At 63.6% G+C, this 23,827-nt stretch carries 24 protein-coding genes; 11 read left to right on the forward strand and 13 right to left on the reverse strand.

All coding sequences use genetic code 11. The annotated features are described in order from the left end of the window. Nucleotides 1–87 precede the first annotated feature (87 nt). Nucleotides 88–2,364 (forward strand): Ig domain-containing protein, encoded by a 2,277-nt coding sequence (locus tag OXT71_11120; protein MDE2926936.1) that lies wholly within the window; start codon nt 88–90, stop codon nt 2,362–2,364. A 21-nt stretch (nt 2,365–2,385) separates the two neighbouring features. Beyond that, nucleotides 2,386–3,843, forward strand: a complete 1,458-nt coding sequence (locus OXT71_11125) for a sulfatase (protein ID MDE2926937.1) — start codon at nt 2,386–2,388, stop codon at nt 3,841–3,843. Between the two features lie 33 nt (nt 3,844–3,876). Here the strand turns inward: OXT71_11125 and OXT71_11130 are convergent, their stop codons facing one another. From OXT71_11130 to OXT71_11140, 3 genes are read right to left on the reverse strand one after another with little or no spacing between them, the layout of a single operon-like run. Then, a complete protein-coding gene (locus OXT71_11130) occupies nt 3,877–4,674 on the reverse strand; it encodes a hypothetical protein (GenBank protein MDE2926938.1) in 798 nt (265 codons plus the stop codon). A gap of 17 nt (nt 4,675–4,691) precedes the next feature. Further along, nucleotides 4,692–5,009 carry a hypothetical protein gene (locus tag OXT71_11135; protein ID MDE2926939.1) on the reverse strand — a complete coding sequence of 106 codons (318 nt, stop codon included), beginning with the start codon at nt 5,007–5,009 and terminating at the stop codon, nt 4,692–4,694. A gap of 18 nt (nt 5,010–5,027) precedes the next feature. After that, nucleotides 5,028–5,450 (reverse strand): arsenate reductase ArsC, encoded by a 423-nt coding sequence (locus tag OXT71_11140; GenBank protein ID MDE2926940.1) that lies wholly within the window; start codon nt 5,448–5,450, stop codon nt 5,028–5,030. A 178-nt stretch (nt 5,451–5,628) separates the two neighbouring features. On the opposite strand from OXT71_11140, the gene OXT71_11145 reads away from it, so the two are divergent. Together OXT71_11145 and OXT71_11150 are read left to right on the forward strand one after the other, a co-directional pair. Further along, a complete protein-coding gene (locus OXT71_11145; protein MDE2926941.1) occupies nt 5,629–6,357 on the forward strand; it encodes a hypothetical protein in 729 nt (242 codons plus the stop codon). A 90-nt stretch (nt 6,358–6,447) separates the two neighbouring features. Beyond that, nucleotides 6,448–7,248 carry an SDR family NAD(P)-dependent oxidoreductase gene (locus OXT71_11150; GenBank protein ID MDE2926942.1) on the forward strand — a complete coding sequence of 267 codons (801 nt, stop codon included), beginning with the start codon at nt 6,448–6,450 and terminating at the stop codon, nt 7,246–7,248. A 1-nt stretch (nt 7,249) separates the two neighbouring features. On the opposite strand, the gene OXT71_11155 is transcribed toward OXT71_11150, so the two are convergent. The 6 genes from OXT71_11155 to OXT71_11180 all read right to left on the reverse strand — a co-directional run bounded on the left by OXT71_11155 (nt 7,250) and on the right by OXT71_11180 (nt 12,689). Further along, entirely contained in the window at nt 7,250–7,558 is a 309-nt protein-coding gene (locus OXT71_11155) for a DUF971 domain-containing protein (GenBank protein MDE2926943.1), read from the reverse strand. Nucleotides 7,559–7,579: 21 nt separating this feature from the next. Next, complete coding sequence (locus OXT71_11160; protein MDE2926944.1) at nt 7,580–8,659, reverse strand: Mrp/NBP35 family ATP-binding protein; 1,080 nt, start codon at nt 8,657–8,659, stop codon at nt 7,580–7,582. A gap of 88 nt (nt 8,660–8,747) precedes the next feature. Next, nucleotides 8,748–9,725, reverse strand: a complete 978-nt coding sequence (locus OXT71_11165) for a VWA domain-containing protein (GenBank protein ID MDE2926945.1) — start codon at nt 9,723–9,725, stop codon at nt 8,748–8,750. Nucleotides 9,726–9,940: 215 nt separating this feature from the next. Beyond that, nucleotides 9,941–10,375: a hypothetical protein gene (locus OXT71_11170; protein MDE2926946.1), complete on the reverse strand. Its 435-nt coding sequence runs from the start codon at nt 10,373–10,375 to the stop codon at nt 9,941–9,943. Nucleotides 10,376–10,617: 242 nt separating this feature from the next. Then, entirely contained in the window at nt 10,618–11,967 is a 1,350-nt protein-coding gene (locus tag OXT71_11175) for an ABC transporter permease (GenBank protein ID MDE2926947.1), read from the reverse strand. Then, nucleotides 11,964–12,689 (reverse strand): ABC transporter ATP-binding protein, encoded by a 726-nt coding sequence (locus OXT71_11180; protein ID MDE2926948.1) that lies wholly within the window; start codon nt 12,687–12,689, stop codon nt 11,964–11,966. The genes OXT71_11175 and OXT71_11180 overlap by 4 nt, the downstream gene beginning before the upstream one ends. Before the next feature lie 136 nt (nt 12,690–12,825). On the opposite strand from OXT71_11180, the gene OXT71_11185 reads away from it, so the two are divergent. The 7 genes from OXT71_11185 to OXT71_11215 all read left to right on the forward strand — a co-directional run bounded on the left by OXT71_11185 (nt 12,826) and on the right by OXT71_11215 (nt 18,682). Beyond that, nucleotides 12,826–13,686 carry an alpha/beta hydrolase gene (locus OXT71_11185; protein ID MDE2926949.1) on the forward strand — a complete coding sequence of 287 codons (861 nt, stop codon included), beginning with the start codon at nt 12,826–12,828 and terminating at the stop codon, nt 13,684–13,686. Between the two features lie 11 nt (nt 13,687–13,697). Continuing rightward, entirely contained in the window at nt 13,698–14,291 is a 594-nt protein-coding gene (locus OXT71_11190) for a hypothetical protein (protein ID MDE2926950.1), read from the forward strand. 98 nt (nt 14,292–14,389) lie between these two features. Next, complete coding sequence (locus OXT71_11195) at nt 14,390–14,917, forward strand: PEGA domain-containing protein (protein ID MDE2926951.1); 528 nt, start codon at nt 14,390–14,392, stop codon at nt 14,915–14,917. A gap of 3 nt (nt 14,918–14,920) precedes the next feature. After that, nucleotides 14,921–15,676: a hypothetical protein gene (locus tag OXT71_11200; protein MDE2926952.1), complete on the forward strand. Its 756-nt coding sequence runs from the start codon at nt 14,921–14,923 to the stop codon at nt 15,674–15,676. Between the two features lie 44 nt (nt 15,677–15,720). After that, on the forward strand, nt 15,721–16,428 hold the full coding sequence (locus OXT71_11205) for a hypothetical protein (protein MDE2926953.1): 708 nt from the start codon (nt 15,721–15,723) through the stop codon (nt 16,426–16,428). Nucleotides 16,429–16,540: 112 nt separating this feature from the next. Continuing rightward, a complete protein-coding gene (locus OXT71_11210) occupies nt 16,541–17,425 on the forward strand; it encodes a histidinol-phosphatase (protein MDE2926954.1) in 885 nt (294 codons plus the stop codon). A 192-nt stretch (nt 17,426–17,617) separates the two neighbouring features. Next, nucleotides 17,618–18,682, forward strand: coding sequence for an exo-alpha-sialidase (locus OXT71_11215; GenBank protein ID MDE2926955.1), 1,065 nt, complete (start codon nt 17,618–17,620; stop codon nt 18,680–18,682). Between the two features lie 24 nt (nt 18,683–18,706). Here OXT71_11215 and OXT71_11220 read toward each other — a convergent pair whose 3' ends face one another. From OXT71_11220 to OXT71_11235, 4 genes are all read right to left on the reverse strand, one after another. Continuing rightward, nucleotides 18,707–19,900: an aminotransferase class V-fold PLP-dependent enzyme gene (locus OXT71_11220; GenBank protein ID MDE2926956.1), complete on the reverse strand. Its 1,194-nt coding sequence runs from the start codon at nt 19,898–19,900 to the stop codon at nt 18,707–18,709. Nucleotides 19,901–20,040: 140 nt separating this feature from the next. Further along, nucleotides 20,041–20,622, reverse strand: coding sequence for a hypothetical protein (locus tag OXT71_11225; protein ID MDE2926957.1), 582 nt, complete (start codon nt 20,620–20,622; stop codon nt 20,041–20,043). Nucleotides 20,623–20,630: 8 nt separating this feature from the next. After that, nucleotides 20,631–22,883 carry a nitrite/sulfite reductase gene (locus tag OXT71_11230; GenBank protein ID MDE2926958.1) on the reverse strand — a complete coding sequence of 751 codons (2,253 nt, stop codon included), beginning with the start codon at nt 22,881–22,883 and terminating at the stop codon, nt 20,631–20,633. Nucleotides 22,884–22,960: 77 nt separating this feature from the next. Continuing rightward, nucleotides 22,961–23,812 (reverse strand): amidohydrolase family protein, encoded by an 852-nt coding sequence (locus tag OXT71_11235; GenBank protein MDE2926959.1) that lies wholly within the window; start codon nt 23,810–23,812, stop codon nt 22,961–22,963. Nucleotides 23,813–23,827: the final 15 nt, after the last annotated feature.

A 23,827-nucleotide genomic window follows, 5' to 3' on the forward strand; every position in this document is an offset into this window, starting at 1 on the left:
AGGCTATTGGATTCAGGGTATACGATCCCCTTCAGTCTCGCACGGGTGTTGTTGACATCGTTTCGCCCGGCTTTTTGAATGTCCGTCATGCATCTTGAAAGTGACCGGCCGTTTCTGAGGAGATTCCTGACCGGGGTGGGTTGGATCAGCACGGCAGTGTTGCTGGGAACCTGGGCCGTTTCCACCCCTGCCTCCCATCACCTGCTGTCCTCGTTGCGGGAACCCTTTCGCCCGGACTCCCACACCGTGGTGCTGTACCATTTCGATGAAGGACAGGGGGAGGAAGCCCACGACGCCATGGGCGACCCGGCCCTGACTCTGAAGGCCCACAAGAAGGCCTTGTGGGGAACCCGTCCCGGATTCGGCTCCACGGCCCGGTTCACGGTCCGCGAGGACGACGCCAACCTCCGGATCGGACCGGTGAACAACGACAAGCTGGAGTTGCGCACCTGCACCGAGGCCTGGACGGTAGAGGCCTGGGTGCGCTATGACGGATTCGCCCTGAGCGGAATCCGCTTGAACCATCCGGCTTCCTACCGGCCGCGCGGGTCGGGCACCGCGGGACCCTTCGCCAAGATCTGCGGGACCGACGACGAGGGCTTCAGCCTGCCGCCGGGGGTCCGCGGCGGATGGGATTTCAGCCTGCATTCCTGGTTGGACGAATGGCCGGTGAGCCCCGGACTGCTGCCGGGGGCCCGGTTCATGGGTTCGCAGAAGCGGGCGCCCCACAGCGACACCGGCGGATTCGCCTATGCGGGACGCAAGGCCGGATACGGCACGCAGGTCCATGCCGACGCCATCCAGAAGCCGGAATGGCGCCACGTGGCGTGGCAGTTCCGTTACGAAGACCAGACCCACTACATGTTCCTGGACGGGAAGCTGATCTGGAAGGCCACCCCCAGCCGGCGGGTGATCAACGACGCAAAACACAACGACATTCCCTTCACGGTCGGCGGGATCGTCAACTCGCTGGACCCGCCCTACCACGTCAAGACCTACGATTTCGAAGGGGAGGTGGACGAGCTCCGCATCTCCGACGTCATGCGCTACCCGGTGGCCGAGAAATTGGCCATCGTCCGGCGGCTGCTTCCGGAAGCCGGAATGCACGCTCCGTATTTTGTGAGATTCTCCGCCGACGCAGCCCGGGGAGACGTCCGCTGGGAGCATGTTGGAGGAAGGCTGCCGGAGGGATTGACCTTCAACGAGGCTGCCGGGACCTTGGAGGGCCGGCCGGCGGAACCGGTCCGGGAACGTTCCTTCACGCTGCGGGCGACGGATTCGGCGGGGAATGAAGACGAGCACACCTTCGCCGTCACCGTCGCCGCGGCCGAGGTGGTCACCGCCTCCCTCCCCGTCGGTTTCATCGGAGTCCCCTACCGCCACACCCTCGAGACTCGTCACATGGTGGAGCCGGTGACCTGGAGCCTGAAGGAGGGAAGCTTGCCGGAAGGGATCTCCCTCGACGCGAGGCAGGGTGAGCTCATCGGCAACCCGTCGGCGCTCGAACTCGAGAGGGTTCGGCTCCAGGCCACCGACGCGGCGGGCCAGAGTGCGTCGAGAGGGTTCGAATTGAAGGTCGCTCCGGGGCAGCTCCGCAGCATCGGCCCCGACGACCGGACCGTGGCCCTCTGGGACTGGCAGGGACCCGGCGGCAGGTACATTCCGGACGTGATGGGAGATGCCGAATTGACTCTGACCTGGGTCAACACCAAAGGCGATACCCGGTTGCCCCGGCCGGGCTGGGGACAATATCCCCATTTCATCGGAGGCGGAGAAGGAGGCTTCGTGGGGCCTCAGTGGAACCGGAAGGTGGACCTCCAGACCATCGAGGACGAGTGGACGTTGGAGGCCTGGGTCCGCCGGGCCGGACCCATCGACGGCTATTTTCGAGAGTTTCACTTCGGTCATGTCTGCGGCACCTACGACAACACCGAACGGGGGGTCTGGGAACTCTATCTCTCCGATCAGGGTTCATCCGACGGCAGCATGGCGCCGGGGGTCCATTTTTTCGGCGCCGAGCCGGATCAGGCCCTGAGGGACCTTCATCCCTACAGCCGTCCCGAGGGCACGGTGGCGGATCCGAAGTGGGTGGGAATCCGCGATACCGCGTGGCACCACATCGCCTGGCAGTACTCCTACGCCGAGGACCTCCACCAACTCTTCCTGGACGGCCGGTTGATCTGGGAGATGAAGAGCCCGGACGGCCGCAAGCTGGTCAACAACCGCAGGCACCTGGCCCAGTTCTCGGTGGGAAGCCGTCTGGACGGACGCGCCCGCTACGGCGGGAAATTCAACTGGCTGGGGTACGGGAACTTCTTCGGACAGATCGGCGAGATCCGGATTTCCCGCGTCCGGCGATACTGATTGCGGCTGGGGAGGCTGACCATGGCGAATCGCAATTCACTGTTCAGCATCGGTGCGGCGCGGCGACCCGGCCGTCCCCATTGGACGCCCGCTTCGCTCCTGGTCCTCACGCTTTCGCTTCTCTCCTGCCAGACACCTACTGACGCGCTCCGGCCCAACCTGATCGTCATCTTTTGCGACGACCTGGGCTACGGCGACCTGGGAAGCTTCGGCCATCCCACCATCCGGACCCCGAATCTGGACCGCATGGCCCGGGAAGGGCAGAAGTGGACCCATTTTTACTCCGCCGCCAGCGTCTGCACTCCCAGCCGCGCCGCCCTCCTCACCGGACGGTTGCCGGTGCGCAACGGCATGATGAGTCCGAAGCACCGGGTGCTGTTCCCCGATTCCGCAAGCGGAATTCCCGAAGCGGAGGTGACGCTGGCGGAGGCGCTTCGGGATGCCGGTTACGCCACGGCCTGCGTCGGGAAGTGGCACCTTGGACATCTGCCCCGATACCTGCCCACCAACAACGGCTTCGATTCCTACTTCGGCATCCCCTATTCCAACGACATGGACCAGACCCGGAAAGAATCGACCCGGGACCTGGTGAAGGAAGCCCGAATCGAGTACTGGAACGTCCCCCTGCTTCGGGACCGGGAGGTCGTGGAGCGTCCGGCCGACCAGCGGACTATCACAAAACGTTACTCGGAAGAGGCGGTCCGGTTCATTGGGGAAAACCGGGAGCGGCCTTTCTTCCTCTACCTGGCCCACAGCCTTCCCCACGTGCCGCTATTCGCGTCGGAGGACTTTCTGGGAACCAGCAGGCGCGGCCTGTACGGCGACGTGGTGGAGGAGATCGACCACGGCGTGGGGCAGATCATGCAGGCCCTGACCGAGCTGGGCATTGCCGAACGCACGCTGGTGGTCTTCACCTCGGACAACGGCCCCTGGCTGCCTTACCGGGAGCATGGAGGCTCCGCGGGGCTGTTGCGCGAGGGAAAGGGATCGACCTGGGAAGGGGGCATGCGGGAACCCACGATTTTCTGGTGGCCGGGCCGCCTCGATTCGGGAGTGGTGATGGAGCTGGGCTCCACCCTCGACCTGTTCTCCACCTTCTGCGGGATCGCCGGCGCCGAGGTGCCGTCCGACCGAATCATGGACAGCTACGACCTGTCACCTGTGTTGTTCGGCAGCGGAGAGAGTCCGCGCAAGAACATGTTCTTCTACCGAGAGTCGAAGCTCTACGCCGTTCGGCAGGGCGAATTCAAGGCTCACTTCATCTCCAAGCCGGTCTACACCAGACGGACCGAAACCGAGACGCACCACGACCCGCCGTTGCTGTATCACTTGGGCCGGGATCCGGGCGAGCAGTACGACGTGGCCCACCTGTATCCGGACGTGATTCAAGACATCGAAAAGCTGGTGGCCGGCCACCGGTCGGAGATGGTCTTCGGTGAGGACAGGCTCGCCCAGCGCAGTCCGGACGCCCTGCGGTGACGCAGAACCGGGAGCCGGGTTGGCCGACGGCCGTCACATGTGAGGCTTGTCGAGCTGGTCGGTGCTGATCTCGTCGCGGGAAATCTTGTGGACGCTCTTGGGGTTGAAGGTCTGCCGAGTGCCGGACCGAAGGGCGACCTCGATTCTGCCGCCGGTGAGGACGAAGAACTGGAGCAGGAATCCGCCTCCCTGCATGGTCTCGATCTGGTAGTCCTCTTCCGTCAGGTCTCCGATCCACCCGGGAAGCCGGCGTTCCAACTCCGGCTTTTCCGCGATCTCCCGTGGGAGGGCCATGATCAGAGTGCCCGGCTCTGAAGCCAGCAAGCCCGGGATCCGGGTCCGGATCTGCGCCATGAAGGAGATGATGCGGCCGGCCCGCTCCAGAGGCGCTTCCCGGCCATCCGAAGGCGGCGGCTCGATGCCCCAGGTGATGTGATGGATGAACGGGTTGCCCTGTCCCTGCCGGAGCATTTGATCCCGGGCCGACTCGTCGACGGGATGGACCACCGCGACGTAGTCGAACCAGCCCTGGTCCCTGGCGGCGCTGTTTCCCACCAGGCCCGACGGGACGTTGATGTAGTCGTGGCCGTCCACCGGCGAGGGGTAGCAGCGGGCGTCCCAACCGGCCACGTAGCCCAGTTCCCTCAACGGTCCGGCGACCAGGTGCGGAGGGTCGCTGAAGATGGCCGCATGGTCCGGATTGGGCAGAAGTGGAATCCCGGCTCCGGCCATCTTCTCTCCCACTTCCAGGGCCTCTTCCAAGCGGGCCCCGGCGTTGGGAATGGTCAGGTAACGATCGAAATTCCCGGGAAGTCGAATCGGATCACGCATGGTTCCAAGGGACGCGGTCAATCGATCTTCTCAACGACCATGGTCACCTCTTTCACGTCCCCCTTGAGCTTGTAGTAGGTGTGGACGTAGGCGCCGGGTCCGAAGTCCCCCCCCTTGATGGAGGCGTCGGTCATGGAGAAGGTGAGACGGCCCTTCTTGCGGGCGCTGATGACCAGCTCGTCCGGACCGATGGACTCCACCGTGCCGTAGACGTCGAAGACCCTTTCTTCGATGGGTTTCTTCCGCCAGAAACAGGCAGGCTGCAATAGGGTCAGCAACAAGACGGCGCAGAGAAAAGACCGGAACATGGCTTGAATTCTAGCAGTCTCCAACATCCCCCGTCACATCCTCCTTCACCGGGCGAGCCGATTCAGCAACTCCATGACCCGCTGCTCGATCAGATACCGGACCACGCGGAAGCCGCCCATCCTTTCCTCGGGCGTCCCCCAGGTCCCCGCCGGGTCGGGAAGGTCCCAATGTTCCGATCGAAGCTCAGCCGGCAGCACCGGACACGAGTCCCGGGCGTTCCCGCACAGGGTGATGAAATGGTCGTAGCGCCGAAGGTCCTTGTCTCCCAGCGCGTCGGAGGTCTGTTGCGAGATGTCGATGCCCACCTCGTTCATGGCCCAGACGGCATATGGGTTGAGACCGGCCGGACGCACACCCGCACTGTCCACCCGGAGCCACTTGGAACCATGGCGACGAGCGAAGCCCTCGGCCATCTGGCTACGGGCGGAGTTGCCGGTGCACACGAAAAGAACCGAGGGCATCTTCATCACCATTGTGTCCGCCGGGCTGATCCCGGCTACCGGCAGAGAGTACGCTTCAAAAGGACTGTCTGACAACCCCGGCAGAAGGGGGCTGACCTCTTTTCCCGTGCCGGATTGGGCGCGCCGGTGCTACAATACGGACGCTCCTGAAGACTCTGACCGAATCAACGGAGGACTGACGGCCTTGACCTGGAGCCATACCGGAATACCGTCCAAGCCGGCATCAATGATTCTCTCGGCCTGTCTCGTACTGGGCGCGGTTTCGGTTCGGGCGCAGCAGCGTTGGGAGATTCCTCAACGGGAGAGGCATATCCAGATCGACGGGTTCACGGACGAGTGGCAGGGAGTGCCCTGGGTGAAGCTCTCTCCTTCAGCCGGCGACGAAGGGTTCAAGGAGGGAGATGTCGAACTTCGGATTCAGGGCCTCTGGGACAAGGAGAACCTCTACCTGGCGTTGCAGTGGACCGACGACGTCTGGGATATCGAGCGGGTCCGGAGGCGGGACGCGGTCTGGATGACGCCCGATCGGAGGCGCCGGGACCGCACACTGTTTTACGACTACCTGAAATTCCACATTCGGCGGTCCGACTACGACTACACCTTCTGGATGACGCCTCGAATCGAGAGCCGGGGACCCTTTGGATGGCACCGCCTGCTGAAGGGTTACCGGGGGATGGAGACCGCCACGTCCGCACCCATCGTCACCGCCAGGCAGAAACAGGAGACGGCCACGGTGGAAGTTCTCTTCGCCTGGAAGGAAATGAGCATCAAACCCAAGTCCGGCAGGGCCATTCCCCTGCTATTGACCCTGGCGGACAGCGACCTGCCCGGCACCTCCCTCGAGATAAAGCTGGAGCAACTCAAGTCGATCCGCTGGAGAGGTGCAATGAGTCTGGCCAAGACTCGACGATGAACCACCCGGGACCTGGCGGAATCGACTCGTCACGGCGTCCGAAGATCGATCCTGGCCGCTGAGTAAAATTCGGCGGCTCATCGCGGATCCATGCAGCAGAAGAAGGTTCTCATCACCGGTGCATCGGCCGGAATCGGTGAAGCCACTGCCTACGCCTTTGCGGCGAAAGAGTGCGAGCTCTTTCTGGTGGCCCGCCGAAGCGAACGGTTGGAGCAGGTGGCTCATGAGTGCCGCCGCAGAGGCGCGCCCCAAGCCGTCTGGGCTTCCCACGATCTGAGCCGCCCTGGACGTGGAGCAGCAATCGTCCGCGAGTGCCGCGAGCAGCTCCAGGGTCTGGACGTTGTCGTTTCCAATGCCGGTTACGGTGTCGTGGGTCCGGTGACCGAGATTCCCCCGGAGGCCGTGAATCGTATCTGGCAGGTCAACTTCCAGTCCGGATACGAGACCATCCACGCCGCTCTGCCCGGGCTGCTCCGGCAGCGAAGCGGACACATCGTCCTGGTCAGCAGCGTCATCGGGAAAAGGGCCATGCCCTTCAATTCGGCGTACTGCGTGACCAAGTTCGCGCAGGTGGCCCTGGCCGAATCGCTTTGGGGCGAGCTCAGAGGGAGCGGCGTGGGAATCAGCCTCATCTGCCCCGGTTATACGGCAACCGAGTTTCAGGAGGCGGCCACTCGCACCGAGAGCGCCCAAGCCGCCAGCCGGCCATTCCGTCCGGATACCTCGGAATCGGTGGCGCGCGCCATCGTCGGAGCGGTCCGGCGGCGGCGGCGGGAAGTGCACATGACGGGACTCGGAAAACTGCTCATCGGCCTGAACCGCCTGTCGCCGGCCCTGACCGCCCACGTCACAGCCTGGGTGGGCCGCCGTCAGCTCAAGAAGATCGTGTAAATCAACCCCGGCATTCGCTGCAGGCGCAGAGCTCCCTCAGGTAGTCGAAGGTGTAGATGCCGCTGGAGTGCCCGTCCTGCCACCAGATCCGGATCGCGTAACGCCCCACCAGTTCCAGAGACGCTGGAGCGACGCCCTCGCCGATCTGGCCCGGCTGCAGGATGCGGAGACCCGTCATCTCGTCGACGCAGGAGGCGCAGGGGCAGGCCAGCCTGAGATCCCGGGCCAGATAGAGGCACTCGTGCCCGTCGCTCCAGGTGATGGCGACATCGTGCTGATTGGCCCGGATGATCCGGCGAGGAATGTTCAACGAGCTGCTTGAGCCTCGGAGCTAGAAGGCGATCTGGATCTCCTGATTCAGCTCGCTGGACATGTTGCGGATGCTGATCTGCGCCGCAAGGTTCTCGGCGACGCTCACGAATGATTGGGCGGCCAGCGACTCGGGAGCGTCCAGAACGATGGGGCGTCCCCGGTCGGACTGGACTCGAATGTCGGTGGAGAGAGGGATGTCCCCCAACATCGGAAGCTCCAACTGCTCGCTGACCCGCTGCGCGCCTCCATCACCGAAGATGGCTTCGCGCGCGCCGCAGCATTTGCAGACGTAATAGCTCATGTTCTCCACCATCCCCAGGACGGGGCAGTTCAACTGGTTGAACATGATGATGGCTTTCTGGGCCACGTTCAGGGCCACGTCCTGCGGGGTGGAGACCACCACCGCTCCGGTCAGGGAGATCTTCTGGCAGAGGCTCAGTTGAACGTCCCCCGTTCCCGGCGGCAGATCGATTACCAGGTAGTCCAGCGCTCCCCACTGGACCCCGCCCAGGAACTGGCCGATCATCTTGTCCAGCATGGGCCCCCTCCAGATGACGGCCTTGTCTTTGGGGAGGAAGAAACCCATGGAGATGACGCCCACGCCGTATTGCCGGAACGGGAGGATGCGGTTCCCGGGCGCCATGTCCGGCCTGCCGGAGATCCCCATGAGAGTGGGAATGCTGGGCCCATAGACGTCGGCGTCCAACAGGCCGACGCTGGCGCCGCTCCGGGCCAGGGCCAGGGCCAGGTTGGCGCTGACGGTCGACTTCCCCACCCCGCCTTTTCCGCTGGCCACCGGGATGACGTTCTTCACGTCGGGCAGGAGGGCGGCCCCGCGCGATCCCATCGACGATCGGACCTGCGCCGTCATGGTGACGTGGGCCTCTTCGATTCCCGGCAGCGACAATATGGCTTGCCGCGCCTGCTCCTGCATCAGGTCCTTCACCGGACAGGCCGGCGTGGTCAATTCGATGGTGACGGCGGCCGCCGGACCACAGAGCTTGACCTCTTTGACGAACCCCAGCGAGACGATGTCCCGCCGGAGGTCCGGGTCCTGAACCTTTCTCAGCGCGTCCAGAATCGCCTGCTTGTCACTCATCTCTCACATCCAGTCGTTATGGGTCGTTGGCCAGCCGAAACATCGCACCCACATTCTACACGCCTCATCCATTTGGCAGCGCAGCCGGTCACTGACTGAACTCGACGAAGATCCTTCCTGCAACCCGCCGGGTGAACATCCGGACTTCGTGCGCCCCGTCCTCATCGCGGCCGTCCGACTGGTAGTACAGGACGTAGCGGCTCTTCATCTCCTCGATGATGTCCCGGTAGATCTGTCTCAGATCGAGGAAGGCGTCCGAGAAGATGGTCCGTCCTCCATAGCGCCGAGTCTGGTCCAGAAACCGGTTCTGGGACACGACGAACCGGTGAAAGGCGCGGCTGATGTTGCTCCGGACCGGCGCCTCCCGGTCCCCCAGTTCCCGGCGATAGTTCTGGATGAACTGGTTGGTGTAGATGATGGGGTAGACGGTGATTCCCTCTTGCCGCGAGATTCGGATCATCTCGCGGAAACTGGACCGGCTGGCGGTGTCGATTCCATCGCTGATCAGGACGACCACCTTCTTGCCCGATCGCGAACTGAGGACATTTCGGCAGACCCAGATCACCGAATCGTAGAGAGCCGTCTTGCCGTCGCTGGAGACACGCGCCATCAGCGACCGGATATCCTGCGGCCTCTCGTCCCAGTCCAGGATCAACTCCGGAGTCCGGGAGAACCGGACGACGGCTGCGCTCTCGTTCTCCAACCCGCGGAAAAAGTCGATGGCCGTCTCCACGGCATTCTTCAGCAGATCCTGGAGGCTCCAACTGGTATCCACCATGACCGCCACGTTGATGGGAACCTCCTGCTCTTCCAGCAGGGTGACGTTCTGGGGCCGGCCGTTTTCCATCACGACAAAGTCGTCTTTGGAAAGATTGCGGATCAGGTGACCACGGTCGTCGCGAACCAGGAAGGTGACCCGGATGTGCTCCACCGCCATCTCGACTTCGACTCTCGAGGTGCCGGCGCCGTCAACTTTTTCTTTCGGAGCGGCATCTTGCGCTGTAGCGGGGAAAGGAACACTCAGAGCCAAAAGACTGGTCAAGATCCAGGGGGTGCGCCTGAGCATTGGGAAACCTCAAGATAGCCTACCAGCGGTTCAAATGCGAACCGAAAACCGGTGGCCGCGGCCCCGGCCCGGGTGCGGCGTGGGAGTTTCACCACGGACTGGTAAGCTATCCAGGTCAACGGGAGCAAGTCACCCGCCGTGAAATACGCCAATCAGATCAACACCGCCCTGGTCGCCGCTTCGGCCCTGTTCGTCGTCTACATTCTGACTCAGACCTATTGGAGCACCGATCCGGCCGAGGAGATCGCGCGTCCCATCCGCCAGGAGGGAAGCCCGGGCGAGAGCCTCTCGCCCGAGGTGTCGATGCCGGGCCCGGAACGCCGGAGTCCGGCGCCCGGAAGGCTTCCTCGGCCCGGATCGGAGACGGCCCCGGTCGAGTCGCCGGCCACGAGTTCGACCACGCCGCCGCCGGCCGCGGTCGTTGGAAGTCCGGTCCGGCGGCTGGGAGGCCGGCCCCAGACGGCGGCGCCTCGCGGATTGACGCCAACTCCATCCCGGACGACGCCGTTGAGCCGGTCCCCGGCTTCGCGGACGTCCCGGGTTCCTCCCGTCACGCCTCCCTCCGGCAGTCGTCCGGCTCGACCCTTGATGCGGCCTCCCCGGAATATCGTCCCCGAAGAGAAACGGCAGACCGGCGACCCGGCGCCCACCCCGCCCGTGCGATCATCCGCCCCGGAGCAACGCCTGCCTGGTCCATAACAGCCCGTGGCAAAAGTCGTCACGGCATTCGACCGTCCCTGCACAGGCGCGGACTGCGTTGCGATTCGGGCACATACTCCCGGTATGCGCGCCGTAAGCGCCTTGTCCGGCGGGCGCAGGAACGGTCTCGGTGCTCGCGGGACTTTCACCACGGACTGTCAACCCGCATTTCTCACTGGGAGGCCATCTCGATTCAGCCTTGCCGGAGGGCCTGGACCGGATCGACCCGGCTGGCGCGATTGGCCGGGATGACTCCCGAAAGCAGGCTCAAGCCCACCGCAAAACCGATGGCGCCCGCAACCAGCCAAAGTGGATAGGCGAAGAGGTCGGGGGGATTCAGAATTTCGTGACTCTGGAAGTAGCGGTCGATGAACACCGTCGCGATTCGAGTCAGTGTCCAGCCCGCGAGGAGGCCCACAACGCCGCCTGAAAACCCGATCAGACCCGCCTCCGCCAGGAAAATGCGGCGCACGTCCCGGTCGGTTCCTCCGATGGCCTTCATGATTCCGATGACTTGGCGGCGCTCCATGACCGAAATGATCAGGACGTTGGCAATGCCCAAGGAAGCCACGAGCATGGCGATTCCGCCCAGGACGCCAAGGACCACCTCCAGCACCAGAAAGGCCTCCTGGATTCGTTTCATCTGGTCGACGATGGCGAACGTCGCCGCTCCCCACGACCGGACTTCCTCCCGAACCCGCTCCAGACTCACCAGATCCGCCACTCGCACGTCGACGCTGTCGTATTCCCGTCCCCGCCCTTCTTCCAAAGAGGTCAGACCGGACAGGGAAGCCATCCCGCTCGCATTCTCCTTCCAGAGCCGGCGTGCCTCGTCCAGGGGGACGACCACACCCCGGAAAAACGGATTGGTCTGATTGGGGAGGAGGCGCGGCAGGACGCCGACGACCTGAAAGTCGAGTCGAACCGTCTCGAACGGGAGGTCCCCCTCGGTGACCTCCGGCTTGAGACGATCGGTCAGGAGCTGGATGGTCTCCCCCACCGCCTGTCCTGGGGGCTCGAAGCCCAGCCTGCGGGCCACCCGGCCGGTGAGGACGATCTCGGCGCCGTTGGTGCCGGAGAGAAACCGGCCGTCAGTAATCTTGGAATAGGGCGACAGGGGGGCCACGTGTGGACCGGCGCCGCGAACCCGGGTCAGGTGAACCTTGTCCCCGTGTTCCAGACGAGCCGCGAAGCGTATGTCCGGTTGGACGCTCACGACGCCATCCAGGGCGGCGACTTTCCGGACCAGGTCCTCGTCCAGAACCGGGCGGGCGCGGGAGCCGCCCGTACTCGGATCCGGATCGGGATCGCGAAATCGCCGGAAACTCTGGGCCCGGCCGGGCCCCAGGATCTGGAAGGAGGTGAAGACCTCCCGAACCTCCAGGTTCTCGACCGTCTGCTGGCGCAGCCCGGCCCCGAAACTCACCAGGGCCACCAGGGTGGAGATGGCGATCAGAACTCCCAGACAGGTCAGAACGAAGCGGAGGCGCGCCTGCCCGATGTTGCGCCACGCCATCTGCAAGACGTCTCTCCAGGGCATCATCCTTCTCCCGGGTTTCCGTTGCCGGCGGCGTGGCTCGACCCCGGCCGTTCCTCCCGAAACAGGCGGCCGTCCCTCAACTCGATCACGCGGTCCAGGCACTCCATCCAGAGGTCCTGCTCGTGCGTCACGCAGATCACGGTGCGTCCCTCCTGGTGGAGCCGCTTGAAGATCTCCAGGATCTCGCTGCCGGTGGCGCTGTCCAGGTTGCCGGTGGGCTCGTCGGCGAGCAGAAACTGGGGGTCGTTGGCAAGAGAACGGGCGATGGAAACCCGTTGCTGCTCGCCGCCGGAGAGCTGGGAGGGAACGTGGTCCAGCCGGTGGGAGAGTCCCACGTTACCCAGCAGTGACTTGGCCTTATCCGAACGCGCGCCGGGGGCCAGTCCGGTGAACGCCATGGGAAGTTCCACGTTCTGGAGAGCGGTCAGGGTCGGAACCAGGTGAAAGAACTGAAACACCATTCCCACGGTGTGCTGGCGATGATGAGCCAATTGGCCGGGACTCATTTGCGCAAGGTCCCGGTCGCCGATCCAGAGCGAGCCGGAGCTGGGGCGGTCCAGGCCGGCCAGCAGGTTGAGCAGGGTCGACTTCCCGGAACCGGAGCGGCCGACCACCCCCAGAAACTCGCCCGGCACGACCTCCAACGAGATTCCGTCCAGGGCCCGGACCACCCGCTCTCCCATGGGGTAGTCCTTGGTGAGGTTCTCGACTCTCAATGACTCCACGACGCGCGTATTGTGACCGATTTTGGTTTTTGGTGCCCGAAGATTCGTCCCGGACAATCCGGCTGAGTCGGAGCAGGCCCGGCTTCCCGGCCGCGTGCTTGCAAGATCCCCGCCGGTGGTCCAGCATCGTATCCCCATGAAGCATGCTTGTGCCGCGCTGTCGCTCTGGGCGGCGATCGCCTTCGTTTTCCCATCCGGGACGGATCAACCCCGGGAGTTGAGGAACCTCGCCTACTACGAAGGGCCGGGCGCGCACCCCCGCAAGCACCTTTTGAACCTCTTCCTGCCGTCCGCAAGCGCGGGTCATCCGGTTTTGGTGTTCGTCCACGGCGGTTCCTGGAAACGGGGCGACAAGGACGCCTACGGGGGGGCCTACGGCGCCATGGGCCGGAGCCTGGCCGCCGAGGGACTCGCCGTCGCGGTGATCAACTACCGCCTCACGCCGGAGGTGCGCCACCCCGAGCACGCCCGGGACGTGGCGCGAGCCGTCAGTTGGGTCCACAGAAACGCCTCACTGTACGGATGGAACGCCCGCAAGATCGTTCTCGTGGGGCACTCGGCCGGCGCGCACCTCTGCTCCCTGACCGCGCTGGACGCTATGTATCTGAAGGAGCACGGACTGACCCCGGACATCATCGGCGGAGTGGTGGGCGTCAGCGGCATTTACGATCTGACCCGGCTCGGCGTGACCGGGCAGCTCCTGTTCCAGGATGTCTTCGGAGTCCGGGACGAGCAGCTCCAGTCCGCTTCTCCGGCCCTCCGCGTGCAGGGCAAACCGGCGCCTTTCCTCCTGCTCTATGCCGACAGGGACTTGCCCACGTTCGACTATCAAACCCGGCGTCTCGAGGGCGCCCTCGGCGACGCGGGAGGAACGGTTCGGAGCGTGGAGATACCGGACCGCAACCACGGGAACATCATCGCCGGACTGGGTCGCAAGGGCGATCCGGTCCGGGATGAAGTCCTCCGCTTCCTGAAGGAACTCTTCCCTTCCGGATAGCCGCCGGCACCATGGCCGCAAAAAATCCGATCGTGCCCGGCCGCCTCCTCTGGTCGGGAGAACACTGGATCTGCTTCCTGCGTGCGCCCGGAACCTGCAAGGACAAGGCTCGAGTGAGCCTCTACCGGTCCCACTACAGCCCCGCAGGCGAGGGGCACGTGGCGTTCGTGGCCGTTCCCGGCCGGTTCCAGGCTGTCCTGACTGACAACCCTGCCTTTCTGGAGTTCGTCCGGGAGACCATGTTTCGAGGGAAGGCGCCGCCCTTCGCCCCCTGCCTTCCGGTCGTGGATGCCGTTTTTCGCCGGGGCGGCGAATTGAGCGAGTCGCCGTCATGGAATTTGGAGACTCGCGACCATCATCTGAGCGTGACCTGGACCCGGCTGGAGCCTCCCGCGGTGGCTTATCGGGATGATCCGGAACTCCAGAGCCGGAGACCCGTCTTTACGGTTCTCTTCTTTTGCCGGGGCGCGTGCGTCCTGCTGGATGGACGCCGCGTTGACGGAGCCCCCTACCCGCGAAGCATCTGGCGGGAAGCGCTGGGAGGCGGAGACCGGAGTTCCTGCGTCTTCGCCATCGCCGAAACCATGATCCGGCCCCCCGATTGAACGGATCGCCAGTTGTTCACGGACAATGAACCATTTCGATCCGGTGACGGTCTAAACCATTAAGAGCCCCATGGTATAGACTAACGGGAAACCTGATCATGATACTTAGACTAGTCCTCATTGCCCTCTTTCTCCTCCACCCCCTGGCTGCCGAGAAGAAAGCCGACGCCGGGGCGTCCAAAGGGGCCGCAACCGTCGAAAAGACCGGACTCTTCAAGTTGCACGGGTTTTCTCTGGGAGCCGGAGCCAGCTACAGCCGGTTTCGCTATTACCCCCCGTTCGGTTACTTCCCCTACTACTCCTACTGGGGCAGGTACCCGTTCCACCACTTGACCGGCGCCTGGGCCTATCCCGATTTCTACCATCCCGCTTACTTCGCGGGCTACGGACGAACCGCCCGGGGTGGCCGCATCAAGTTGAAGACGAAACACAAGGAGGCGAGCGTCTACCTGGACGGCGCCTTCGCCGGCTTGGCCAAGGACCTCAAGGATATCTGGCTGGAACCGGGCGTCTACCAGTTGAAGGTGGAACCCGATCGGCTCGCGCCCTTCGAGATCCGGGTCTATGTGCTGACGGGCAAGACCGTACGGATTGAACCCAATTTCCAGGAAAGATCCCAGGAGTAGACTATGAAGAAGTCGATTCAATTCCTTTCCGTTGCACTGCTCTCCGTAAACCTCGTCGTCCCCAATTCGACGGGCACTCGTCCGTTGAGCAATGTCAGGAAATATCCCGTCTCCGTCGAGAAGGACGCCTACAGCCTGGGCGCCCGGCTGCTCAGCGAGAAGGAGGTCCTGCAGAACTTCGTCACTCCCCTGAAGGACCAATACGTCGTGGTGGAAGTGGGAATGTACCCCGGCATCAACGACATCGAGGTGGACAACAGGGACTTCGTACTCCGGATTGACGGTTTCGACCGGTCGTTCCGTCCCCAGGAGCCAAGCCGGATCGCCATCGGCCAGCAGCGGACGACGACCAAGCCCAAGAGGCAGGTCGGCATCGTCCCGTACGGCAACATCGAATACGAGAGGGGTCGAGGCCACTACCCCGATCACCGGCGTTTCCCCAGGCGCAGTGACCGGCGCGACGTCGACGACCCCGACTGGGATCGCCGCGATCGCGATCGGAACCGCGGCTACGGCGGCCTCCGGACGGTCGTGGGGGTCGGCGTCGTGCTCGACCGTCAGCCCCAGCCCTCCAGCGACCAGGATCGGTACGTCATGGAGACGGAACTGCACGACAAGAGTCTTCCTCAGGGGTTCGTGGGATCGCCGGTCGCCGGCCACCTCTACTTCGCAGTCGGGGAGTACAAGAAGAAGGCGAAGCACCGGCTGGAATACCGCGGAAACGGGGAATCCGTCACCGTGGTCCTTCCCGCGAAATAGAACCAGCCTTTGCCGGTGTGGCCGACGACCTCAAGTGCATGACCATGAAACCGTTGATTCGATACCTTTCCGTTACTCTGCTCTGCGGCGTCTTCGGCTGGGCAAGCACGGACGGAACTCGTCCTCGGAGCACGGTCGACAAGTATCCCGCCGCCATTGAGAAGCAGGGTTACCGTCTGGGCGCCCGGCTGCTCAGCGAATTGGAAGTCCTGCAGGCCTTCGCGACTCCCCTGAAGGGGAAATACGCTGTCGTGGAAGTGGCTCTCTACCCCGGCAAGTCCGGCATTTCGGTGGACAACGGCGACTTCGTTCTGCAGGTTTCCGGCAAGAAGCAGGTCTTCCGCCCCCGGGAACCGGGGATGATCGCAGCCGGCATACAACGGAAAGCGTCGTCAACCAGGCGGACCGGTGTGGTTTCTTCGGGAACCATCGGATACGAATCGCGCCGGGAACGCTATCCGGAAGCCTATCCCGGCCGCCGGGGCCGCAATGACGACATCAGGTCCGGCGGCCCCCGCACCACGATCGGGATCGGAGTACTGCGCGACCGAACCCCCCGGCCCTCCACCGGCCGGGACCGGCAGGTCATGAAGACGGAGTTGGAGGACAAGGGCCTCCCCGAGGGCTTCACCGGGTCGCCGGTCGCCGGCTACCTCTACTTCGCAGTCGGCAAGTTCCGCAGGAAGGCGGAGCACCGGCTCGAATACCGTGGAAACGGCGAAGCCACCGTCCTGGTCCTTCCCGGGAAATAGAACGACCCGGCCGCTCGACAGTCCGGCGGCCCACTTGCGCCCAACGCGGGCGTCCCCTTCTCAAATTCATCTTCATACCGGATTTCGTTTTTCTTGCTGGTAGGATTGTGCAATGGAATCCGTGCCCTGGAAGGTTTCCCTTCACGGCGGACACAGCGGCGCCTTCTGCGATCACGCCGAAGGGACCCTCCAGCAGATTCTGGAAGCCGCGGTGGCGCAGCAGATGTCGGTATTCGGGATCTCGGAGCACGCTCCCCGCCTGGGAGAACGCTTCCTCTATACCCGGGAAATCGAATTGGGATGGGACGTCCCCAAGCTGGAACGGGACTTTCAAGCCTACCGATTGGCGCTGGACCCCCTGGTTCACGAGTTCAGTCCCCGTCTGCAGGTCCTGAGAGGTTTCGAAGCCGAGGTCGTCCCCAGCGCGACCTATGCCGACGTCATGCGCCGTTACCGGTCGGACATGGACTTCGACTACATGGTGGGTTCCGTCCACTTCGTGGGGGAAATCATTATCGACGGCGAGCCCGAAGACTTCGAACGCGCCCTGAACCGGGCCGGCGGGCTGGAAAACCTGGCGATCCGTTACTACGAGGGAGTCGCTCGAATGGTCGAGGCACTCCGGCCCGAGGTGGTGGGGCATCTCGACCTGATTCGAAAGAACGGCCGGAACTACGGCCGGCTGGATACACCGGCCATCCGGCGGTCGGCGCGCCAGGCTCTGGAGGTGATCCGGAGCCACGGCTGCATTCTGGATCTCAACACGGCCGGATACCGCAAGGGTTTGGGATGCCCCTACCCCGAGCCCTGGTTGTTGCGGCAAGCCCATGAGATGGGCATCGGCGTCTGTTTCGGCGACGACAGTCACGGCCCCCACCAAGTGGGCGCCGGCATCGAGGAGGCCCGCCTCTACCTGCTGGACAACGGCGTTTCCGAGATCCGGACGCTGGCCAGGGAAGGGGACCGGGTGGTCCGCAGATCCATCCCGCTTCGCTGAATCCACTAGGAGTCTGCGCCGTAGAAATGATCGTAGCGAGAAAGTGGAGAATCGAGGACAGATTTTCACGATTTTGAGGTGCATAGTTGTTCTATTCGCCGAGAAATCGGGGAAATATGGACCGATTCGCCGCTTTCGCAGTAGATTGATTTCTGCGGCGCAGGCTCCTAGGTCGAAGTTACGGAGTTACCCATGAGCCATTCCGCAGAAGAGCCAGGAACACCTCGAATCGAAATCGGCGGCCGAGTGCTGGTGTGCCCGGGAGGACACGCACCCAAAGTGGTCCGGCTCGGAGACGATCATCTCCTGGTTGCCGCCCGCACCGGACTGACCGGAGTCGCCGATAACAGCTCGGTCTCCCTGGTGGAGTCCCGCGATGGAGGCGGGACCTGGACCCGACCCCGCACCATCATCGATTCGCGGGACGACGAGCGGGTGCAGATGATGAGCCGTCTTCCCGGCGGGGCCCTCCTGCTGGGTTTCACCCGGCGGTCCAACGGCGCCTGCAAGGGCATGCTCATGACCTCACCCGACGAAGGCAGGAACTGGGACCATCCCTTCCAGTTGGGGCCGGGACCGTTCGACTACGTCTATCCATTCGGGGGCGTGACGGCGCTTCCCGACGGCGAACTCCTGCTCACCGCCTACGGCGGCTACTACCCGGTCTACGAACATGGGGACAAGCCGCGGGAACGGAAGGGCGATTTCACTTGCTTCTTCCGCTCCCGCGACGGCGATCGATGGGAGTACGGCGGCCTGATCGCCCGCTTCACCACCCAGCCCCATCTCTTGCGCCTCTCCTCCGGCGTGCTCCTGGCGTCGCTTCGCAGCGCGGAGCTGGCGGAGGCCATGACCTATGAGGAGTCCCTCAAAACGCCGCTGGCGCGCACTCTGGTGAGCGAGTCCCGGGACGAAGGCAGAATCTGGTCCCGTCCCCGGCAGGTGACGGACGCCGCCGAGATGCAGGGTTTTCTGCTGGAGTCCTCATGGGGCGAACTGGTCATGACCTACAGCGTGCGGCACAAGCCCTACGGCGTGGCCATCCGGACCAGCCGCGACCAGGGAAAGAGCTGGGGACCGCCCGCGGCCCTGGCAGACGACGCTCCGGCGACCGACGTGGGGCTGTCCCAGACCCTGGAAATGGAGCCGGGACAGTTTCTCACCCTCTACCACTGGGAGGATCGGAGCACTCCCCGTCGGGAGGCCAACCTGTTCGGGATCTTTTGGCGGATGAATCCGCCCTCCGGCTGTTCGTAAGTACCTGGGGATCCGCCGCAATATTCAGGCGCAGTACTCGTTCAGCTTGACGCCCAACCGATCGATCTCTTCCCAGGTGTTGAAGAAGTGGACACAGACGCGGATGTCCCGGGGGTCCTCCAAGGGCGCCACCACGATCCCCTCCTTCTCGGCCAGGCGTTCGTAGAAGTCCATCCCCAGAAACCCCTCCGGCAGCTTCAGGCTCACCACACCGCTTCGGCTTCCGTCTTCAAGGGGAGATATCAGCTGGAAGCGCCTCGAATCGCGGACCCATTCCGAGAATCTCTTGGAAAGATCGGCGGTCCGGGCATGGATCCGATCCCAGCCCACCTTGTCGAGCCAACGCAGGGTCTCGGCGAATCCTCCGAAGACAGGCAGGGCCCGGGTTCCGAATTCATACCGGCGGCCGTCGGGATGCCATTCGTATTCCCCGTCGTCCTCAATGACGGCCTGGCTGTGGGCGCCGGTCCACGAGACCGGTGTGGTGGCCAGGATCTCCTTGCGGGTCAGGAGTCCGCCCGTCCCCTTGGGACCCAGGAGCCACTTGTGGCCGCAGAACGAATAGTAGTCGCAGCCCAGATCGTGGAAGTCCAGCGGGATGTTTCCAGCAGCCTGAGCGCCGTCCAGCAAGAGCCGCACGCCACGCTTGTGCAGCTCCCGCGCCAGCTTCCGCGCCGGAAGGACCCGGCCGTTGCGGCGGGAGACATGGCTCATGGCCACCAATCGGGTGCGCGGCGAGATCTGGCCCAGAACGCTGCCCAGGACGTCCTCTCCCACGTCCATGGGAGCGCGGCGATAGACGACGCCGAAACGGTCGTGGAGGTTGTAGGACGGCTGCAACAGAGCGGGGTGCTCATGGTTGCTGATGAGGATCTCGTCTCCCGCCTTCCAGTCGATGGACCAGATGACGATGTTGAGCCCCTCGGTCGTATTGTGGGTCAGCGTCACCTCTTCTTCATCGGCGCCCAGGACGGCGGCGGCCAGGGCGCGGCACTCTTCCTCCACCACGGCGATCCGTGGGTTGATTCGGGGATCTCCGGGTCCAAGGTTCTGCAGGTCCAGAAGCTCCTTGACCTTTTCGATGACGGGAGTGGGCGAGGGACCTATGCCTCCGGTCAGGAAATAGGCGGATTCCGAGGTGGTCGGAATTTCATTGCGAACCCGGTTCACCCACGCGGGAATTGTGGCTTGACTGGCGGTAGCGACGGCTTGTTCCATACTTTTTATCCAGGTTGGCCCCGCCGCTGCGGCCAGCGACGCGGATTTCAAGAAGGTTCTTCTCGGCGGTCTGCGGCTCTTGGACCGGGGCCGGTTCTTTCTCATGGGAATTCCGCAAAAAACCGCGACAGTCTCTCAGCTCAGTTGAGGCGCCGCAACAGGTATCCCGGACGGAAGGATCGCCGGGCGCGGATCCGGACCGAAAAACGCTCCCGCGGATCTTCGACCCGGTCCAGGCTGAAGACGCCACGACCCAGAATTCGGGACAGCGCCTGGGTCAACTCGGGCCTGAGCTGCTCGAACGTCTCCGGGCTGTTGGGCGTATGGAGGCGATCATTGGCCAGCAGCAGCATCTCCCGGGTATGGAAGCGGACCCGGCCGCCCAGTATGGGGTCCGCTTCCAGCCGGCTGCAGGCCAGAAGCGTTTGTCTGAAGACATCCCGGATACACTCCTCGCGGTTCCCGTCCGGATCCTGCTTGCGATAGTAGAGAAGTCCGGGCCGGTCATCGGCCTGGTCCAGGCTGAAGTTGCCCTCGTGGGCCACCAGCAGTATGCCGGGTCCCCTGTGGACGTGACTGTAGTCATGGACGTCGATGAGCAGGTGTCCATCGACGTCCTGGTTCTGGATCCAGGAGTGGAAGACGGGAATGAACTCCTGCGTCTCGGCCCTGAGGGGCTCCTCCAGGAAGATCTTGAAACCGAGCTTCTGCCAGCCGCTCATACGCCAGCCTAGTGGACTCCCGAAATCTCCCGGGCCATGCGCTCGTAGCAGGCATGCGCCGCCTCGATGAAAAGCTGGCTCTCTTCCACCGACTGATGGGCCGTGTCCCGCGTGGGGCTCTGCGGAGGCGATTTGTGACGGCGGAACAGGTAATTGGCGAACTTGCCGCCGGCGTACTTGTCGTAAAACAGTTCGGTATCGTAGAAGCGGCGCCGGAATTCCGACACGACCGTGTCGGGAGCACCCGGAACGTCCAGGAACTCGGTCTTGACCAGGGCTCTGGCGGCCTCCACCATGGCTCGGTAGCTCAAAGCGTCGGCGCCGGCATAATCCGTTTCATCCAGCCTGATCTGGGCTTCGAAGACCAGTTGCTCGGCGGAAGCCAGATTGAACTGGGTCAGGGTGACCACCTCGCCTGCGCATTCTCCCGTCCCCAGGTCTCCCATCGAGAACTCTCTCGGATCGCCCCAATCGCTGTAGAAGGAGGAGTCGACCTCATAGGCCGGAACCAGCAACAGGTCCTGCAGCATGGTCCGAAGGTCCTTCTTGCCGACGCTCCGGACGAATTGCTGAAAGCTCTCGCCGTTGCTCCGATGCTCCAGGTATCGGCCCGTGATCCGCTCCAGAACCTCCGGAACGTTCCGCGCCGGCGCCGACCCCATGGCCAGTCCGTAAGAGCCGGCGTTCTCGGTCCACTTCCCCCCCAGCACGACCTGGAAGTGAGGCACCTTGTGGCCCTTGATGGTCCGGCTGGTTCCGTAGAATCCAATGTCCGCAACGTGGTGCTGACCGCAGGAGTTGAAACAGCCGCTGATCTTGATGCGCAGGTTCTTGATCGAATCGTCAAGTTGGAAGAACTTGGCGCCGAGCGTCCTCCGGAGTTCGGCGGCCAGTCCCCGCGACGAGGCGATTCCCAACTTGCAGGTGTCGGTACCCGGGCAGGCCGTCACGTCCATGATCGTTCCGGCGCCGTGGGCGCCCAGACCGATCCGGTCCAATTCACCGTAGAGCTCCGGCAGGTCCGCTTCGCTGACCCAACGCAGCACCATGTTCTGCTCGACGGTGGTCCGGATGTTTTCACCGGAGAAGCGCCGGGCGATCTGAGCCAGTTCCCGGGCCTGCCAACTCGACAAATCTCCCAAGGGAAGGGTCAGGGTGGCGACGGCGTAACCCGCCTGCCGCTGACGGTAGACGTTGGTCCGGAACCAGTCCTCGAATCCCGGAGGCGGCTGATGTCCGTTCAATGCGGCCGCCGGCCGGACCGCGGTTTCCTGGAATTCCGGAACCTCGGGCAAAAACGCGGTCCACCGCCCGTCGGGAGGCATGATCTCGCGTTCCTTCAGGACCTCCTTGCGAAACTCGTCGATCCCCAGTTTCGCCACCAGGAACTTGATGCGGGCCCGGGCCCGGTTCTTCTTCTCTCCCAAGCGGGCGAACACCCTGGAGATGGCCTGCGCCGTGGGCAGCAACTCTTCTTCAGGCAGAAAGGAATCGAAGAGCTTGGCCTGGTGAGGCACCGCTCCCAGACCTCCGCCGACATACAGCTCGAACCCGCGCCTGATCCGGCCGCCCTCGCGCCGCACCACCGCAATGGCTCCCATGTCATGCATGCTGGCCAGCCCGCAGGCCTCTTCCCGGCATCCCGAGAATGAGATCTTGAACTTGCGGCCGAAGTCCTGGGCGTCGGGATGCCCCAGCAGGAAAGCGCTGCACGCCTTGGCGTAGGGACTGACGTCGAAAGCCTCGGTGTGGCAGACACCGGCCAGGGGGCAGGCCGTGACGTTCCGCACCGAATTCCCGCAGGCCTCCCGGGTCGTGATCCCCACCGATGCCAGTCTCCGCATCAGGTTGGGAGTGTCGTCGATGTGAACGAAATGGAGTTGATAGTCCTGTCTCGTGGTGACGTGGAGCACTCCATCCGAATACTCCTCCGCCGTATCCGCCAGCACCTCGAGCTGGCGGGGATTGACCCCCCCGTACGGGATCTTGATGCGCATCATCCCGGGAGCGTCCCAAAGGGTCTCAGGCCCCTTGATGACGTCACCGGAGGGATAGGGGAGCTGCTGCGACCGGATCCCGTCGTGGCGGAAACCGTTGTCGTATCGCTGGCCGTAGATGCCGCGCCGCAACCGTGTCTCGGCGAAGATCTTCTCATCCAGCTTTCCCTGACGCCTCAGCTCCATCTGCATCTCGAAGATGTCGATTTCGCGGCCCAGATCGTCCGGGATATCCGTGCCCAAATGCTCCTTCCAAGTAGTCATGATCCGTCTCCTCCAAGGCTTTTCGGCCTGTGAGATGAAACCAAGTTTACTCAATTGATCGGATTTATCAAAATGGCCTAATCAAGTCCCAGCAACGGACCGGCGTCGCGATGGATCATCGCCTCCATCTGGTCCGGATCCAACCGCGGCAGGGACGTGCCTTCCAACTGATCGTTGATGGACCGCAGCCCGGCCAGGGACTCGTCGACGTTGGTGATGGGGTAGTCGGTCCCGAACAGGAGCTTGTTCCAGACACCGTACTCCTGCACCAGCATCAGGCTCTGGTAGAGCTGGAAGGGCCGGTAGTGAATAGCCGAAACGTCGGAGTAGACGTGGGGATGCTTCCGGATCACCGCCACCGTCTCAGCCTCGTAGGGATGACCCAGGTGCGCCAGAATGATCCGGCACTCCGGATACTTGATGGCGACGGGGTCCAGGTGCCGGGGCAAAGTGGTGTCCAGAGGAGCCCGGTCGATGAAGGTCGTTCCCGTGTGGAGCAGGACGGGCAGTTGGTGGCGGACCGCATATTGCCACAGGTGATCCAGCTCCGGGGCCTGGGGATAGAATCCGGCATACATGGGCATCAATTTGATGCCCCTCATCTTCAGATCCTGGTGGCTCTCCTCCAGTTCCTCCCGCCAGCCCGGTTGGGTCGGATCGAGGGAGAGAAACGGGATCAGGTTTTCGGGGTCCTGGGAGCAGTATTCGACGATGAACTTATCGGGAACCCAAAGGCCCGAGAGCCTGGCCTTCCCGCCGAAGACGACGGTCTTGACTCGATCCGGAACCGTCCGGCAGTGGGCGCGATAGTCCTCCAGAATGCTTTCCAAAGGGATCTCGTAGCCCCTCATTCGGATCGCCTGTTGGCGAAACCGGTCCGAGAAATGGTCCGGATATTTCCAGCCATGAGTGTGCACGTCAAAAATCACATCTCACCTCCTGAA

Source organism: Acidobacteriota bacterium (assembly GCA_028874215.1).
Classification (GTDB): Bacteria; Acidobacteriota; UBA6911; order RPQK01; family JAJDTT01; genus JAJDTT01.